14 protein-coding genes are annotated in these 16,841 nt (G+C 42.1%); 6 read left to right on the top strand and 8 right to left on the bottom strand.

The window, feature by feature from the left end:
- Window positions 1-4 precede the first annotated feature (4 nt).
- Window positions 5-880, top strand: a complete 876-nt coding sequence (locus tag J502_RS00715) for an AEC family transporter (RefSeq protein ID WP_005405935.1) — start codon at window positions 5-7, stop codon at window positions 878-880.
- A 58-nt stretch (window positions 881-938) separates the two neighbouring features.
- On the opposite strand, the gene rdgB is transcribed toward J502_RS00715, so the two are convergent.
- From rdgB to J502_RS00680, 7 genes are all read right to left on the bottom strand, one after another.
- A complete protein-coding gene (rdgB, locus tag J502_RS00710) occupies window positions 939-1,571 on the bottom strand; it encodes an RdgB/HAM1 family non-canonical purine NTP pyrophosphatase (protein WP_005023345.1) in 633 nt (210 codons plus the stop codon).
- A 110-nt stretch (window positions 1,572-1,681) separates the two neighbouring features.
- A complete protein-coding gene (locus J502_RS00705) occupies window positions 1,682-2,272 on the bottom strand; it encodes a tetratricopeptide repeat protein (protein WP_005016576.1) in 591 nt (196 codons plus the stop codon).
- Window positions 2,269-2,862, bottom strand: a complete 594-nt coding sequence (gene metW / locus J502_RS00700; RefSeq protein ID WP_005016574.1) for a methionine biosynthesis protein MetW — start codon at window positions 2,860-2,862, stop codon at window positions 2,269-2,271. The genes J502_RS00705 and metW overlap by 4 nt, the downstream gene beginning before the upstream one ends.
- Complete coding sequence (metX, locus tag J502_RS00695; protein WP_034428673.1) at window positions 2,862-4,022, bottom strand: homoserine O-succinyltransferase MetX; 1,161 nt, start codon at window positions 4,020-4,022, stop codon at window positions 2,862-2,864. The genes metW and metX overlap by 1 nt, the downstream gene beginning before the upstream one ends.
- 84 nt (window positions 4,023-4,106) lie before the next feature.
- Window positions 4,107-5,804: a 2-isopropylmalate synthase gene (leuA, locus tag J502_RS00690; protein ID WP_034682697.1), complete on the bottom strand. Its 1,698-nt coding sequence runs from the start codon at window positions 5,802-5,804 to the stop codon at window positions 4,107-4,109.
- A 339-nt stretch (window positions 5,805-6,143) separates the two neighbouring features.
- Complete coding sequence (locus J502_RS00685) at window positions 6,144-6,827, bottom strand: Fe2+-dependent dioxygenase (protein WP_034682695.1); 684 nt, start codon at window positions 6,825-6,827, stop codon at window positions 6,144-6,146.
- Window positions 6,828-6,929: 102 nt separating this feature from the next.
- Entirely contained in the window at window positions 6,930-9,158 is a 2,229-nt protein-coding gene (locus J502_RS00680) for a TonB-dependent receptor (protein WP_005405988.1), read from the bottom strand.
- Window positions 9,159-9,657: 499 nt separating this feature from the next.
- Here J502_RS00680 and tig point away from each other — a divergent pair, with 499 nt between their 5' ends.
- From tig to J502_RS00660, 4 genes are all read left to right on the top strand, one after another.
- Window positions 9,658-10,989 (top strand): trigger factor, encoded by a 1,332-nt coding sequence (tig, locus tag J502_RS00675; protein ID WP_005023356.1) that lies wholly within the window; start codon window positions 9,658-9,660, stop codon window positions 10,987-10,989.
- A 196-nt stretch (window positions 10,990-11,185) separates the two neighbouring features.
- Window positions 11,186-11,791: an ATP-dependent Clp endopeptidase proteolytic subunit ClpP gene (clpP, locus tag J502_RS00670; protein ID WP_005016556.1), complete on the top strand. Its 606-nt coding sequence runs from the start codon at window positions 11,186-11,188 to the stop codon at window positions 11,789-11,791.
- Window positions 11,792-11,819: 28 nt separating this feature from the next.
- Window positions 11,820-13,136, top strand: coding sequence for an ATP-dependent protease ATP-binding subunit ClpX (clpX, locus tag J502_RS00665; protein WP_034682694.1), 1,317 nt, complete (start codon window positions 11,820-11,822; stop codon window positions 13,134-13,136).
- 151 nt (window positions 13,137-13,287) lie between these two features.
- The gene (locus J502_RS00660) at window positions 13,288-14,022 is read left to right on the top strand and encodes a DUF2846 domain-containing protein (RefSeq protein WP_005405667.1); all 735 of its coding nucleotides are present in this window, start codon (window positions 13,288-13,290) and stop codon (window positions 14,020-14,022) included.
- Between the two features lie 120 nt (window positions 14,023-14,142).
- Here J502_RS00660 and J502_RS00655 read toward each other — a convergent pair whose 3' ends face one another.
- Complete coding sequence (locus J502_RS00655) at window positions 14,143-15,669, bottom strand: fumarate hydratase (protein ID WP_005016550.1); 1,527 nt, start codon at window positions 15,667-15,669, stop codon at window positions 14,143-14,145.
- A gap of 535 nt (window positions 15,670-16,204) precedes the next feature.
- Here J502_RS00655 and J502_RS00650 point away from each other — a divergent pair.
- Window positions 16,205-16,813: a class I SAM-dependent methyltransferase gene (locus J502_RS00650; RefSeq protein WP_005405924.1), complete on the top strand. Its 609-nt coding sequence runs from the start codon at window positions 16,205-16,207 to the stop codon at window positions 16,811-16,813.
- The last annotated feature ends 28 nt before the right edge of the window (window positions 16,814-16,841 follow it).

Raw genomic sequence — 16,841 nt, 5'->3', positions numbered from 1 at the left:
CCACGTGGCATTGCTTTTACCCCTTTTTGCATTTTTATGTGGTCTGGGACTGGCGACAACTGCATATGCCTCTGCATTAAAAACTGTGCTCGCAACCCTGCTGGCACGAGTATTTATACCCGCTGTCATTATTTATAATATGGTGTTTTATCAGACAGGCAGCCTTAGCCTGATGATATTTAGTTTTATTGTCGCGGTAATTCTATTTTATTTTTTCTGGCTCATTTCTCAAGACAAGCTCCAGTCTTTATGTTTTAGCTATGTAAATATGGCTTGGCTCGGGTTTCCTTTTGCGATTGCTTTATTTGGGCCTGAAATCAGTGCACCAATGGTAGCTTTATATATTGGCGGTTCAATTTTTGGCAACATCTGGGCAGTGACTGCGGTCAGTTCGGAGCAGCAGTCCTGGAAGAGTATTTTGCAAAAAGTGCTTCAATCACCACCAGTAATTGCCCTGACTATTGCTGTATTGTGCCGCTTATTCGGTTTTCAGTATATGCCTGAGCATAAATGGATTGATATGCTTTACGGTCTGGCCAAAATCGGTATGAGCTTTGCGGGGATGTGCGTGCTAGGCATGTGGCTGCGCCGGACGAAAGTTCAGCTAGACGATATAACTTATAGTGTAAAACTGGCTGTACTTAAACTGTGCTGTGGACTGGTTTTATGTAGTCTGACTTATTTTTTTATTTCTATTCCACATATCGGGCAGTATATAGGAGTCATGTTTCTACTGTTCTGTTTGCCGCCGGCGGCAAATATTGTGGCGCTAGAAACTCATTATCAGGGTACTGGAATCTCTGCCAAGTATATTGCTTCAGGTACTATGGTGAGCTGCGCAATTATTCTGATTTATGGTCTGCTACTACACATCGTTTAAAGTTCCTTTCTTAAAGAAAAGGAACTTTTCACCCTTTAAAACGAATTTAAACTGTGGCTTATTGATGATTCTGCAAACTTCGTTGGAATAACTGCATGGCCTGCCCGCGATGACTGATTTTATTTTTCTCTTCTTTTGGCAGCTCGGCACTGGACAGGCCAAGTTCTGGTAACCAGAACAGGGGATCATAACCAAAGCCATGTTCACCACGTGGTTTTTCCAGAATCTCTCCTTGCCACACGCCCTCAAAAATTTGCGGTAGCGGATCTTCAGCATGTTGTACTAAGGCCAAAACACAGACAAACATGGCTTCAACCGGTTCTCCGGGTCTTCGCAGAGATTTTAATTCTTCCAGTAAGCGAGCATTATTGGCTGCATCATTCCCATGTTCTCCAGCATAGCGAGCCGAGTAGATACCGGGTGCTCCATTTAAAATCGGGACACAAATCCCCGAATCATCGGCAATCGCCGGTTTGCCAGAAATACGTGCAGCATGACGGGCCTTAATAATGGCATTTTCAACAAAGCTCAACCCGTCTTCAATTGCATCAGCAATATTTAGCTGACCTTGAGGAATGACCTCAACTGGAAGTGCCAGCTGTTCAAACAGTTTTTCAAACTCGGCAATTTTCCCTTTGTTGTTACTGGCCAGAACCAGACTTTCCTGAGATAACCATGTATTTGCAGACATTTTATTGTGCTCGTCACTTTAAGAAACAGTTTAAATATTTTACCTCAAATCGAATGCTTTATTGAGACCATAAAAAAGCGCCCGAAGGCGCCTTAAATACAAGCTTCAAATTATTGGGCCTGAATCCATTTGTCTGCACGGTCACGTGCCATACGAATCTGTTCCTGGGTAAGGTTAGCTGCCAGTGCAGTTTTCTTGCCCTCAGACAGATTAATAACTTTAGTGTCGAGCATACCGTCGCGGGTAGACAGTTCATACCACTGATAAGCACCTACATAGTTCTTTTTCTGCTCTTCCATCATTGCCAGGTTAAAGCTGGCACGGTTGTCACCGCTGCTGGCGGCTTTTTCAAAATAACGGCGAGCCAGAATCTCATCTTTTTTTACGCCGATCCCGTCTGCATACATCCGGCCCACATTCAGTTGGGCAGCAGACAAACCTTGGTCAGCGGCAGCTTTAAACCAGGCAAATGCCTGCTTTTCATCCTTTTGAATATCTTTACCGTACTGGTAATGGGTGGCTAAATAGAACTGGGCACCTGGCTGGCCTGCTTTTGCAGCTTTAACCAGATCATTGATCCCCATAGTTGAATAACGCGCTGCCTGGGCTGCTGTAGATTGTTGTTGTGGAATATAGTCAGCATGCGCCTGGATAGTTAAAAGTCCAAATACCAATGTGCCAATTAAGGTCGTTTTTTTCATAGAGCGCTCACTCGATAAATAGCGACTTCACCAAACAGATTCGGAACATGTTTACTCAGTAAACTACCTTGCTGATTCCCATTCACGGCGAGTCGGTTAATAATTTGGATATCATTTTCCGCGCATAAGGCTTCAAAATCGCGGAACGTACATAAATGAATGTTTGGGGTGTTATACCACATATAGGGTAGAGCATCCGAAACAGGCATTTTCCCTTTAAGAGCCAGAAAAGAACGGGTTTTCCAGTGGGCGAAGTTCGGGAAAGTAATAATAGCCTGTTTCCCTACACGCACCATGTCACGCAGTAACACATCTGGTGCATCGACCGCCTGTAAAGCCTGTGCCATGACTACATAGTCAAAAGACTGATCATCAAAACGGCTCAAACCCAGGTTCAAATCCTGCTGGATAATATTTAACCCGCGACTGATGGCAATTGCAATCTTTTCTTGATCAATTTCTAGTCCATAGGCCTGAATTTGATGCCGGCGGCTCATATGGGCCAGTAATTCTCCATCCCCACAGCCAAGATCAAGGACTTTGGAGCCCGGTTTGATCCAACGTTCTGCCAGCTGCTGATCAATACGCATTATACCGTCTCCTTCGGGGTGGACTTCAGGTGTTCTTCGCCGCCAAGAAAAGCACGCAAGGTTTTTACATAAAGCGGAATCGGGAACAAGAACGAGTCATGCCCCTGTTCAGCGTCAATATCCAGATAACTGACCGGTTTATGATTGGTAATCAGAGCTTCTACAATTTCTTGTGAGCGCTTTGGAGTAAAACGCCAGTCTGTAGTAAAGGAAATGACCAGAAAACGGCATTTGGTTTGGCTCATGGCCCGGGTTAGGGACTCTTCATATTCACGGGCGGGATCAAAGTAATCCAGAGCTTTGGTCATGATCAGATAAGTATTAGCATCAAAATTACGGCTAAACTGTTCACCCTGATAACGCAGATAGCTTTCAACCTGAAACTCGACATCAAAACCATACATGAATTTTCCGGACTTCAAGTCACGGCCGAATTTTTGCATCATGGCTTCTTGCGAAAGGTAGGTAATATGGCCGACCATACGCGCTAAAATCAGACCGCGTTTTGGATAACTGTCGTGTTCCAGATAGCGCCCATGATGGAAATCCGGATCAGAGAGAATAGACTGGCGTGCGACCTCATTAAAAGCAATATTCTGTGCAGATAGTTTAGGTGCACTAGCAATCACCACACAATTCTTCAAGCGGTCCGGATAATCTACTGACCACTGTAGTGCCTGCATGCCGCCGAGTGAACCACCCACAATCGCGTACCAGACATCAATTCCTAACCGGTCTGACAGGAGTGCCTGGGTTTTTACCCAGTCACGTACAGTGACCAGCGGAAAATCCGGACCATAGGGCAGGTTATCATTATCAGGGTTAGGGGAGGTTGGACCGGTTGAGCCATGACAGCCACCAATATTATTCAGGGCCACTACAAAAAACTTATTGGTATCAATGGCCTTGCCAGGCCCAATACAGGCATCCCACCAGCCCGGTTTTTTATCATCTTCATGATGATAACCTGCGGCATGATGATGACCAGACAATGCATGGCAAAGCAGAATCGCATTGGACTTGTCTTGGTTCAAGGTACCATAAGTTTCAACCATCAAGTCAAAACGGGGCAGAATACGTCCACATTCTAGTTCGAGTGGTTCTTCAAATTGAAACTTTTGCGGGGTGACCAGGCCCACTGAGTCGCTTGGAAAAGACACGGGAATGGTTCGCCTTAAATCTTTAAAAATGAATAATAAAAAGGATACCAAGCTCAGGGTATCCTTTCAAAAGGGAATTGTATATTAAATCGCGGCAGCAATGACCTGTTCAGGGTGTAATACGCCCTGATCAATCAGGCGGTTAGTACAGGCAAGGATGGCCTCAATTGAAGAGGTTACGATATTGTCGTGTACGCCGGCACCAAAAGCATTTTTACCCGAACCTTTGACTTGCAGTTCGACCAGTGCCAGTGCTTTTGCATTAGCACCTGAACCAATACTGCGTTCTTCATAGTTCAATACATCAATCGGCAGTTGCAAGGCATCCAGAATAGCCGAAATTGGCCCATTGCCTTCTCCACGGATCTGTTGCTTCTGGCCATTCATGGTCACTTCAAGTTCAATGACCTGATTACCATTATGGTCGGAAAGCTTATAGTTCTGTGCAATGTAGTGAGTATTTTTAGCTTCGACATAGGTCTGCTTGAACAGTGACCAGATTTCCTGGGCAGTAATCTCGGTTGCGGTCGCATCTGTGTGCTCTTGTACTACTTGTGAGAATTCAATCTGCAAGCGACGTGACAATACAACGTTATAGTTAGATTCAAGCAAATAGGCGATACCGCCCTTACCTGACTGTGAGTTGACGCGAATTACTGCATCATAATCACGGTCCAGATCTTTGGGATCAATTGGCAAATAAGGCATATCCCAGATTTCTTCATTTTTCTGGAATTCAAAACCTTTCTTGATGGCATCTTGGTGCGAGCCAGAAAATGCAGTAAAGACCAGATCACCTGCGTATGGATGGCGCGGGTGTACAGGCAAACCGGTACATTCTTCAACTGTAGCAATTATTTCATTAATATTGGAAAAATCCAGGTTTGGTGCCACACCTTGAGTGTACATATTCAGGGCAATTGCTGCGACATCAACATTCCCAGTCCGTTCGCCATTACCAAATACGCAGCCTTCCACACGGTCTGCCCCTGCCATAATGGCCAGTTCTGAGGCAGCAATACCGCAGCCCCGGTCATTGTGGCAATGAACTGAAATAATTACGCCATCACGACGTTCAATATTGCGGTGCATCCATTCGATCTGGTCTGCATAAACATTTGGCGTAGAAACTTCTACAGTAGCTGGCAAGTTTAAAATAACCTTATTTTCCGGAGAGGCTTCCCAGATTTCAGTTACAGCATCACAAACGTCTTTGGCAACCTCAAGCTCGGTTGCAGAGAAACATTCAGGGCTGTACTGAAAAATAAAATCAGTTTCAGGATACTGCGCTGCATATTCTTTCACTTTTTGTGCTGCATTAATCGCTAACTGCTTGGCACCATTGATATCTACATTTAATACCTTGTTACGGAAAGTCGGTGAGTTGGCATTATAGATATGCACAATCGCGCGTTTGGCACCTTCCAGCGCTTCAAAAGTGCGTTGAATCAAGTGGTCACGTGCCTGAACCAGAACCTCGATATAGACATCATCTGGAATATGATTTTCTTCAATCAGCTTACGGGTAAAGTCAAAATCAATCTGTGAAGCAGATGGAAAACCAATCTCAATATGTTTAAAACCGATCTTTATCAGCATCTGGAACATCTTGAATTTCTGTTCAAGATCCATCGGTTCAAAAATGGCCTGATTACCATCACGCAGATCAGTACTCATCCAGATAGGCGCTTGATTGATTTCTTTATTTGGCCACTGGCGGTCTGGTAAATCGACACGCTGATACATACGACGGTATTTTTTACTTGGGTCAGCCAACATCATGAGGGAACTCCTTATGTAGCAAGGTGGCTCGGATCGAATTTAAGCGCAACGTACTACTTTTATATTAACTATATTTTGTCAAACTATTTAAAATTTCAGGGTATCTTTTAGCCTTATACAGGCAGGTATATATTTTATGCGCGCGCGAGGCGCAGCATCAGGGGCAAGCTCAGGAGGGAGCCTGTAGGGAGGAGGGCGAGAATATTCGGGTATATATTCATGCCCTTAAAATTACGTGATAAAAAATAAGCTGTCAATCGTTATCTGTAAAATAATCAGACAACTATAATTAATAGAAAAAGCCTATTAAAATAACAGTTTATTTTTTCTTTAACTGTCTTAAAGCTCTGCCCATTTACGCATCAGGTTGTGATACAGATTTGTGAGCTTGATAACTTCCTGATGCTGGTCACCCAGCTGTATGCGCAGGTTTTGTATAGTCTGGTCCAGATTAAACAGCATATGACGTTCTGCATCATCACGTACCATACTTTGTACCCAGAAAAATGAAGCAATCCGGCAGCCTTGGGTGACTGGTGTGACTTCATGCAGACTGGTTGAAGGGTAGAGAATCATGTCTCCGGCTGGCAGCTTGACTTCGTGATAACCATAAGTATCTTCTACTACCAGTTCACCTCCTACATACTCTTCCGGCTCACTTAAAAATACAGTACAGGACAAATCGGTCCGTAACCGCTCATTGGTCCTACGGATACGGCGGATAGAGTTGTCGACATGAAAACCGAAAGCCTCATTATTTTCATAGCGATTGAATAATGGAGGAATGATATCAAGAGGAATGGCGGCCGATAAAAATAATGGGTGCTGCCCTAAAGATTCTAAAATAATTGTACTTAAATGATGAGTAAGAGGATGGTCTTCTGGAAGCTGCTGATTTTGTTTGACTGTGGCTGACAGCGTCCCTGCAGTGACTTTACCATTGACCCACTCAATTTTAGCCATTTCTTCCCGAAAATGCTGGACCTGGGTTTGAGTTAATACATGAGGAATATGATGGATCACGGCTTTCACCTGTCTTAGTAAAATATGGATATAAAAATAGCCCCTATATAGAGGCTATTTTAAGCTAAAAACCATAAAAAGATTATGGTTTTCGGCACGAGATTAATATTTAAAGTTTAAAGACAGTACAGCATTGCGGCCTTCTGCTTCTGTAGCATAGTGAGAAGCATAGGCTTTAGTGAAATAGCGTTTGTCTGAGAGATTGTTAAGGTTCAGCTGCAGATCAACATTTTTATTTACGTTATAGCGTGCCATGGCATCGTAACGGACATAGCCCGGTACATACTTGGTATTGGCTGCATCACCATAAACTTTATCCGAATAAAATGCGCCAGCCCCTAACGTTAACTGTGGCAATACTTTATAGGTCGTCCATAAAGTTGCACTATTTTCTGGCACATTAGGTAACTGTTTACCTTTTGCAGGGTTAGGGTAAGTACATACACCGGCACGGGTGCAAGATGGGCCTGGATCAGTTAACTCACTATCCAGATAAGAGTATCCTGCTGTAATATCCCACTTGTCTGTAATTTTACCGGTAGCAGAAAGCTCAACGCCATCGACCTTACTTTCACCGCCATTTGTATAGGTGCTTGCATCAAGCTGAATACGCGTATTTTGTTTTTCTGTACGGAAAATGGCAGCAGTAAGATTCAGACGGTCATTAAGAATATTCCACTTTGTACCTATTTCAAATGTACGACTTTCTTCTGGTTTTAAATCCATATAGGCTTGACCAATAGATTCTGAACCATCACCACCATCTACACCTACAGGGTTGGCTGAAGTAGCAAAGCTTGTGTAAATAGAGCCGTTCTTAACAGGTTTAAAAGTTATACCTGCTTGATAAGTAAAGAAGTCTTTATCATTTTCAATTTTTTGACCAGTAGCATGAGTTACTTGTTCTGTGTCAAATTTATCCCAGCGAGCACCTAAATCAACTAACCATTTTGGATTTAATTCAATATTATCAAGCAGGTAAACTGAAGTAACTTTGGTTTTAGTTGTTGTGGTTGCTTTATTGGCTATAGCTGTACCTAACCACTGATCTTTAGAATTCGGGTTGGTAAGAGAGGTACACCAGGCATCATTTATGGCACAGTCACTGTTGAAACCACCTGTAGTAGTGCCTGGATAACCAGGATATGAAGTATTATAGTTGCCCTTATCAGATTTCTGGTCACTATACTCAGCACCCATATTCAATTTATGCTGGATAATGCCGGTATTTAGTTTGCCGGTTAAAGCAAGTTGATCCGTGAAGATTTCTGTATCTGTAATACGAGAATTAATTCGACGCCAGACTTTATCATTGACTACATTACCTTTTGAATCATCAGGCTGCGTCCATAAATAATCATTTTTAGATTTATTAAAAACAGCCGTATTAGTCAAAGTAAAGTTATCATTAATATCATGTTCTACTTTGATCGTACCAATCTGGTTTTCTTGTTTCTGGAAGTCACGATCAAGCAGCCCATAATAGATACCCTGTTTCACATTTACAGGCTTACCAACTGTAGTTTTTTTTGCAATATCATAGTTATATGGAACGCCTGAGTCTGGAGTATCATCAGATTTCAGATAGTAATAACTTAATGTTGTACGCGTATCTGTATCTAAACCAAATGTAATACTTGGTGCAATACCGGCACGTTTATATTCAGCCCCATCAGACTGGCCGGCTTTTTCATTGTGGTGCCCCATAATGGCAACGCGGGCTGCTATCCCATTACCGAAGTCTTTATTACCATCTAGCGTTATACGCTGATAATTATCTGTACCATTTTCAACAGAGCCTTCTAGAAAGTCGCCTTTTTTAGCTACTTTAGAAATCAAGTTGATACTGCCGCCCACTGTACCTGCTCCGCCCATAGCAGAAGCAGAACCTTTAGTGACTTCAACCTGTTCTACAGCAAACATTTCACGGTTTTGAGAGGTAGCGTTACGAACGCCATCAACATACATTGAACTTTCAGAGTTATAACCCCGAATAAATGGTCGGTCTCCATTTGGATTTCCACCTTCACCTGCTCCTAGGGTAATTCCAGGCACAGTGCGTAAGGCATCACTTAAAGTCGTTACTTTAGTATCTTCAATCAGCTGATTCGAAATAATAGAAACTGATTTAGGGGTATCTAGTAAAGGAGCAACAAATTTGCTATTTGCAGACTGGTCTACCTTTAAGCTTTGTTGTTCTGTGGTGGCTTGGGAGTGAATAGTTTCAAGTTGAGCAACTTGATCTTGTGCAACAGCATGCCCCGCCATCACTGAAAGTGATGAGACAATCGCAGAAGATACGATTTTCTTACGTGTTTTGATGAAAGCCATTTCTTACTCAAAATGTATAGTGTGAAATTGTATGCGAATAATAATGATTCTTATTTTTTATCACCATATTTTTGTATTGGTATTGGCAATAAATTTTATATATTTAATTCAATAAATTAATGTTATATAGTAACTTAGACTTTATAAGTTTTTGATAATTAATGTTTTGTATTACATATGGGAGTTTATAGCTCTTAATAGAATATTTAAATAAAAACAAAATATTCTGATAAATGCTTCTTTATAAAAATTAAAATTGATTAGCGCTTTATTAAAAGGGCAAATTTGATGGAGTTTCCAATATTTTTAATTCTCTATCGATATTAAAGAAGGAAGTTAATATTTAATTCGGGACCAAATTTAAAATAATCTTCTTAATTTCATGCAAATCAGGCGAATTCAGGTAGTTTCTTCGGTGTATTTTGTATATCTTTAAATGTTGTCATATAATGTGGCACTTTTTAAAACTGTTATTACTAACACACATATCGAGGAAGCCATGCAAGTAACTTCTGAAGCGGTTTCGGGCGTTGCCCGTCGTTTAAATGTTTCTGTACCGACGAGCCGTATTAACGAGCAGTTTGAAGCTCGCTTGAAACGCACTGCCAAAACTGTGAAGATCAACGGCTTCCGCCAGGGCAAAGTGCCTGTAAACGTTGTACGCCGTGAATATGGCGCTGGTATTTATCAGGAAGTGGTGAACGATATTATTCGTGACACTGTATTTGAAGCGATTCAACAAGAAAAAATCAATGCTGTTGGCATGCCAAATATTGATAAAGTTGAAAATAAAGATGATGCGCTGGTATATGAAGCCACTGTAGAAGTTTATCCTGAAGTAGAAGTTAAAGCTCTAGATACTCTTACTGTTGAGCGTAAAACATCTGAAATTCAAGATAAAGATGTTGACCAGATGATTGAAAACCTGCAAAAACAGCGTCAAACCTGGGTTGAGACCAAAGGTATGGCGAAAAAAGACATGCAGGTCACTTTTGACTTCGAAGGAACAATCGATGGTGAAAAATTTGAAGGCGGTTCTGCAACTGACTTTAAACTGGTCTTAGGCTCAGGCCGTATGATTCCTGGCTTTGAAGATGGCATCATTGGCATGAAGAAAGGCGAAGAGAAAGTGATTGATGTTACTTTCCCTGAAGACTATCAGGCTGAAAATCTGGCAGGTAAAGCGGCACAATTTAAAATTACTGTAAAGCAGGTTGAGAAAGCAAAACTTCCTGAACTGGATGCTGAATTCCTGCAAACCTTTGGTGTTTCTGAAGAAGAAGGAATTGACAAGTTAAAAGCTGACGTTCGTAAAAATATGGAACGTGAAGTTCGTAACGGTCTTCGTAACCAGGTAAAACAGGCTGCATTTGATGCACTGGTTGAAGCAAATGAAGTTGAAGTTCCAAGTGCCATGGTTGCTCAGGAAATCGACCGCCAACGTCAACAGATGATCCAGCAGTTTACCCAGCAGTTTGGTGGTGCAAACGCGCAAACTTTTGACAAGAGCATGCTTCCTGATGAACTGTTTAAAGAACAGGCAGAAAAATCAGTAAAACTTGGTGTACTGGTAAGCAAGGTTTTGGCTGATGCTAAACTTGAAGTTGATCCGGCTCGTGTAGAGGCTTATATCGAAGATATGGCTTCTTCTTATGAAGACCCAACTGAAGTTATTGAGTACTTCAAAAATGATAAACAGCAACGTGCTCAAATCGAGGCTGTTGTGCTTGAAGACCAGGTTGTTGACTATATTCTTGCTGCAGCTCAGGTTTCAGATACAGAAGTGAGCTATGAAGATTTGCTAAAAGAACAGCAAGCTCGTCGTGCTTAAATCTGACTGATACAGAAAAAGGCGCTTAATGCGCCTTTTTTTATACACGTCGTAAATTTGTTAAATTAGTTTATATACACGATATTTCCCCGTTTTTTATTCAATATTCACTAGGGAAAATTTTGCATTTTTGCAAATTATCCCTCATATTGTGGCTATGAGCTGAGTCATAAGAATTTTAGGAATAAATAGCCCTATGTATGTCCCAAGTATTGAAAATGCTTTAGTTCCGGTGGTGGTTGAGCAATCATCTCGTGGTGAACGTTCTTTTGATATTTTTTCACGGCTTCTGCGTGAGCGTGTAATTTTTTTAACTGGTGAAGTTGAAGATAACATGGCCAATCTGATTGTGGCACAAATGTTGTTTTTAGAGGCAGAAAATCCTGACAAGGATATTCATCTCTACATCAATTCACCAGGGGGATCAGTCACTGCAGGTATGGCAATTTACGATACCATGCAGTTTATTAAACCAGATGTAGTGACCTATTGTATGGGACAGGCGGCTTCAATGGGGGCATTTTTATTAAATGCCGGTGCCAAAGGTAAGCGTTTCTGTCTGGAAAATGCCCGTGTCATGATACACCAGCCTTTGGGCGGTTTCCGTGGTCAGGCTTCAGACATTGAGATCCATGCACGTGAAATACTGTTTATTAAAGAACGCCTGAACCGTCTGATGGCTGAACACAGTGGTCAGGACTATGAACGTATTGCACGTGACACTGACCGCGATAACTTTATGACAGCTCAAGCTGCCAAAGAATATGGCCTGGTTGATGAAGTTCTCAGCAAGCGCCCTTAATTTTTAAGATTCAAGTATTGGAGTAAATATGTCCGAACATCCTCAAGGACAAAAGCATTGTTCATTTTGCGGTAAAACGCAGTCTGAAGTCGGGAAACTGATTGCAGGCGAGGACGCTTATATTTGTAATGAATGTGTGGACGTATGCTTGGACCTTGTACAAACCAGCCAGCAAGTCGAAACTGGTGACTGGGCAAGCCGTCCTTTGCCAAAACCGCACGAGATTCGTGCTGCGCTTGACCAATATGTGATTGGTCAAGATATTGCTAAAAAAACATTGTCTGTAGCTGTCTACAACCATTACAAGCGTCTGAAAGTCAGCCAGAATGGACAGAAAACAGAAGATAAGGTTGAAATTGCCAAAAGTAATATTTTGCTGATCGGACCGACAGGTTCAGGTAAAACCCTGCTTGCACAAACTCTTGCCCGTCTTCTGGATGTACCATTTGCTATGGCAGATGCCACCACTTTAACTGAAGCTGGTTATGTGGGTGAAGATGTCGAGAATATTGTACAGAAGCTTTTGCAAAAAGCTGATTACGATATCGAGAAAGCACAGAAGGGTATTATCTATATCGATGAGATTGATAAGATTACCCGTAAGTCTGAAAATCCATCGATCACCCGTGATGTTTCTGGTGAAGGTGTCCAGCAGGCTTTACTGAAAATGATTGAAGGTACAGTGGCTTCTATTCCACCTCAAGGTGGACGCAAGCATCCACAGCAGGAATTTATCCAGGTAGATACCTCAAATGTCCTGTTTATCTGTGGCGGCGCTTTCTCCGGATTGGAAAAAATTGTACAGCATCGTCAGGAAAAAGGTGGAATCGGCTTTACTGCAGAAGTAAAAAGCAAAGATGAAACTAAAAAGCTTGCCGAGCTGTTCCGTCAGGTAGAACCGGCTGATCTGGTTAAATTTGGCTTGATTCCAGAATTTATTGGTCGTCTGCCAGTGATTGCGACACTTGAAGAGCTGGATGAAGATGCACTGATGCAGATTCTGATAGAACCTAAAAATGCATTGACCCGTCAATACCAGTATCTTTTCAATATGGAAGATGTGGATCTGGTATTTGAAGATTCTGCCCTACGTGCTGTTGCTAAAAAGGCACTAGAACGTAATACCGGAGCACGTGGTCTACGCTCTATTTTGGAAAATGTCCTGCTCGAAACCATGTATGCCCTGCCAAGCCGTAACGATGTCGGGACAGTGGTCATCAATGAGGCAGTAATCAATGATGGTGCTGAGCCAGAATATCGTTCTGAGCGTTTGCCGCGTCAAGAAGGCGAAGAAGGGGCAGTCCCTAAATCTGAGCTGAAGGTTGTGAATACCAAATCTGCCTGAATCTGATTGGCTGTTCATCTGAAACGTGCCGAGTGTAATCCGCTGGGCACGTTTTTTTATTTTCAAATTTACATGCGGGTGTTAAGCTCAATAGAATGTTGATGCAACATGACAAAAATTTAAAATAAGAAAAACATGGTAAGGGATAATCATGCGTTATTTATTGCTGACAATACTTGGTAGCGGAATGCTATGGGGATGTCATACTCAACCTGTTTCGCCTCCAACTCCGGCTTTGGTCTCTACGTTAAAAAATATAGATCTGAGTCAGTCGCCTTCTATGTTAGAGCAGCACCGGGTTGGAATGTTTTCAGTCGGTTCCTGGGTAAACCAGAAACCGGGTCAGCTTTTTCAGCGAGTTAAGCCCCAACATCCGCAAGCTGCAGTAGTATATCTGTACCGTCCGGATAGCCGCTGGAACCGGCAGGAAGTGGTAGCACCTAATTTTTTTCTGAATGGTGAGCGTATTCCCAGTCTGATCAGTAATCATTATTATTGGCTGGAACTGGCCGAGGGTCATTACCGCTTGACTATTAGCCGGCCCTTAGGCGTAATACATTTTCAGAAGCCTGTGGTGGCTGACTTTAAAGTGAGTGCTGGTCAGCAGTATTTTCTGAAGTATGAAGAAGAGAAATTTCGGGGCTCACCTGACCATAATCTTGGTTTATTGCGCGCAGGACCATTAATACAAATGCCTGTCAAACAGGGACTCCGTGAAATTCGCACTACCCAGCTTAAAAGTCCCGGACTTAACTTCGCTGCTTTTACTGATGCACAGGGTAAATTAACTGAACCCAAGCGTAAAATTGTCAAACAAAATTATGAAGAAGGTGAAGAGCTGGCTTTAAAGAAGCGTTTTAAACTCTGGAATCCTTTAACTTGGTAAAATTAGTTCTTTTTTCTTAATGTCTAACTAAGCAAATAAAGGCACAAGATTAGAGAAAATATTTTAATTAAAGAAATAAAAAAGCATCCATGATTGGATGCTTTTTTAATTTATATTAGTTTAAACCGCGGCAGCATCTACCACCGGGATTTTACCAATTTTGGCTTGCCAGATTTTAGGTGCGGTTGCATGCACTGAAGTGCCGTTTACATCGACTGCTACAGATACAGGCATATCTTTTACCACAAATTTATAGATTGCCTCCATCCCTAAGTCTTCAAAAGCCACCACTTCTGCTTCACGAATAGCTTTAGAAACCAGATATGCAGCGCCACCGACTGCCATCAGGTAGGTCGCTTTATTATCCTTAATCGCTTCAACCGCAGCAGGACCACGGTCTGCTTTACCGATCATACCGTAAAGACCAGTCGCTTCTAGCACTTGTCGGGTGAATTTATCCATACGTGTTGCTGTTGTCGGACCGGCAGGACCGACCACTTCATCGCCTACAGGATCTACCGGACCAACGTAGTAAATAAACTTACCTTTTAAATCAACAGGAAGTTCTTCGCCGTTATTCAGCATATCAACCATGCGTTTATGGGCAGCATCACGGCCAGTATAAATTGTACCATTAAGAAGTAGGGTATCGCCCGGTTTCCAGGAATTCATCTCTTCTTGAGTAATGTGGTCGAGATCAACACGTTTAGAAGTTGAAGAATCCCAAGTTACAGCAGGATAGTCTTCAAGGCTCGGCGCTTGAATATGCGCTACACCTGAACCATCTAGTGTAAAGTGTGCATGGCGGGTCGCGGCGCAGTTTGGAATCATGCCTACTGGCTTGCCAGCAGCGTGGCAAGGATAATCCTTGATCTTGATATCCAGTACTGTAGTCAAACCGCCCAGACCTTGTGCACCAATACCTAAGGCATTAACTTTTTCGAAGATTTCAATACGCAGCTCTTCCATCTTGCTTTGTGGGCCACGACGTAGCAGCTCATCCATATTGATTTCTTCCATGAGAGCTTCTTTAGCAAGCATCATGGCTTTTTCAGCAGTACCACCGATACCAATTCCGAGCATTCCAGGAGGACACCAACCTGCACCCATAGTTGGGACAGTTTTTAAAACCCAATCCACGATTGAGTCAGATGGATTGAGCATTGCCAGTTTAGATTTGTTCTCTGAACCACCGCCTTTTGCTGCAACCGTAATATCTACTTTATTACCTGGAACGAGTTTATAGTGAATCACTGCCGGGGTATTATCTTTGGTGTTTTTGCGACCAAATGCCGGATCAGCCAGAACTGAAGCACGTAAAACATTAGTATTTTCCAAATAACCCTGACGTACACCTTCATTAATGGCATCGTCCAGGCTCATGGTTAAATCGAATTTAACATCCAGACCCACTTCAAGAAATACGTTGACAATACCTGTATCCTGACAGATTGGGCGATGACCTTCAGCACACATGCGTGAGTTGATCAGGATCTGTGCAATTGCATCTTTAGCAGCCTGGTTTTCTTCACGGTCATACGCACGGCTCATTGCCTGAATAAAGTCTTGCGGGTGGTAGTACGAAATGAACTGAAGCGCATCCTTGACCGAAGTGATCAAGTCGTCTTGCTTGATAATAGTTGTCATATCAAATGTCTCTTGAGCGGGCTGTTAGCTAGCGGCCAAAATTATAAGACAAAAAGCATCCGCTGTGGGTATTTCCGGCAAGGTTTTGGGCGAAAGTTTAATAGTAAAAAGAAAGGTAGCGCAGGATGGCATAAAATGAATTCTTGGCAGGTCTTTTAAATGCGTTTTCTGTGATATGACACTTCGGTAATAGTTGCATACCTGAAAATCAAGGTTTTTTAGTCATTATTATTTGATTTATATAAAGTTATTTTAGTAATATAAGTTTTAAGAAAATTGTCATAAAGTTGTCATAAAACTTTCGCATAATGCCGGTATCCACTACATAGAGTCATCAACAATGACAGTATCTAGCATTCTCATGGTTATTGCATTTATGATATTTATTGCTGCAACCTGGTTCTATGGTCAGTTAGAAGATCAAGCCTAAGCTTCATCTTTTTTCTAGATTGTTCTCTTCTTCATCTGCTTCTAGCCTGTAACCTCTCTTGGCATTCTGCTATTCTTTTCCTGAATTTTAAAACTATCATCAGGTATGTCAGATCAACAATACGCAGATAATATTATTCCGATCTATAAAAAATATGCGATCGAATGGGATAAGGTACGCTCCCAGCATTTTTATGAACAAGCCTGGCTTGAACAGTTTTTAAATCTGATTGCTGATCAATCATCTATTCTTGACCTGGGTTGCGGTACTGGTATACCAACCGCTCAATATTTTTCTGCAAAAAAATGTCAAATTACAGGTATAGATAGTTCAGCTGCCATGCTCGAAATAGCTAGGAACCGTTTTCCTGAGCATAACTGGTTAGAAGCTGATATGCGTCAACTGGATTTGAAGCAAAGCTTTAATGGCATTATCGCTTGGGACAGCTTTTTTCATTTGACTCATAATGACCAGAGAGCAATGTTTCATATTTTTAAGAAACATGCAAAAACCGGTACGGCATTAATGTTAACCACTGGCCCGAGTCATGGCACAGCTCTAGGGGAAATGCAGGGTGAAGTTTTATATCATGCAAGTCTGGACCCGGATGAATATAAGAATCTGTTTGAGACGTTCGGTTTTAGGGTGGTAAATATGCGGTTTGAAGATCCTGACTGCGCCCGACATACCATATGGTTGGCCCAGTTAATGTAAAGGAAAGTGTTTTTAGAGCAAAATAAAA

It is taken from the genome of Acinetobacter sp. 1294596, assembly GCF_000582925.1.
Taxonomy (GTDB): Bacteria; Pseudomonadota; Gammaproteobacteria; order Pseudomonadales; family Moraxellaceae; genus Acinetobacter; species Acinetobacter radioresistens.
Note: the sequence above shows the minus strand (reverse complement) of the source record. Positions and strands in the feature narration are given on the sequence as shown.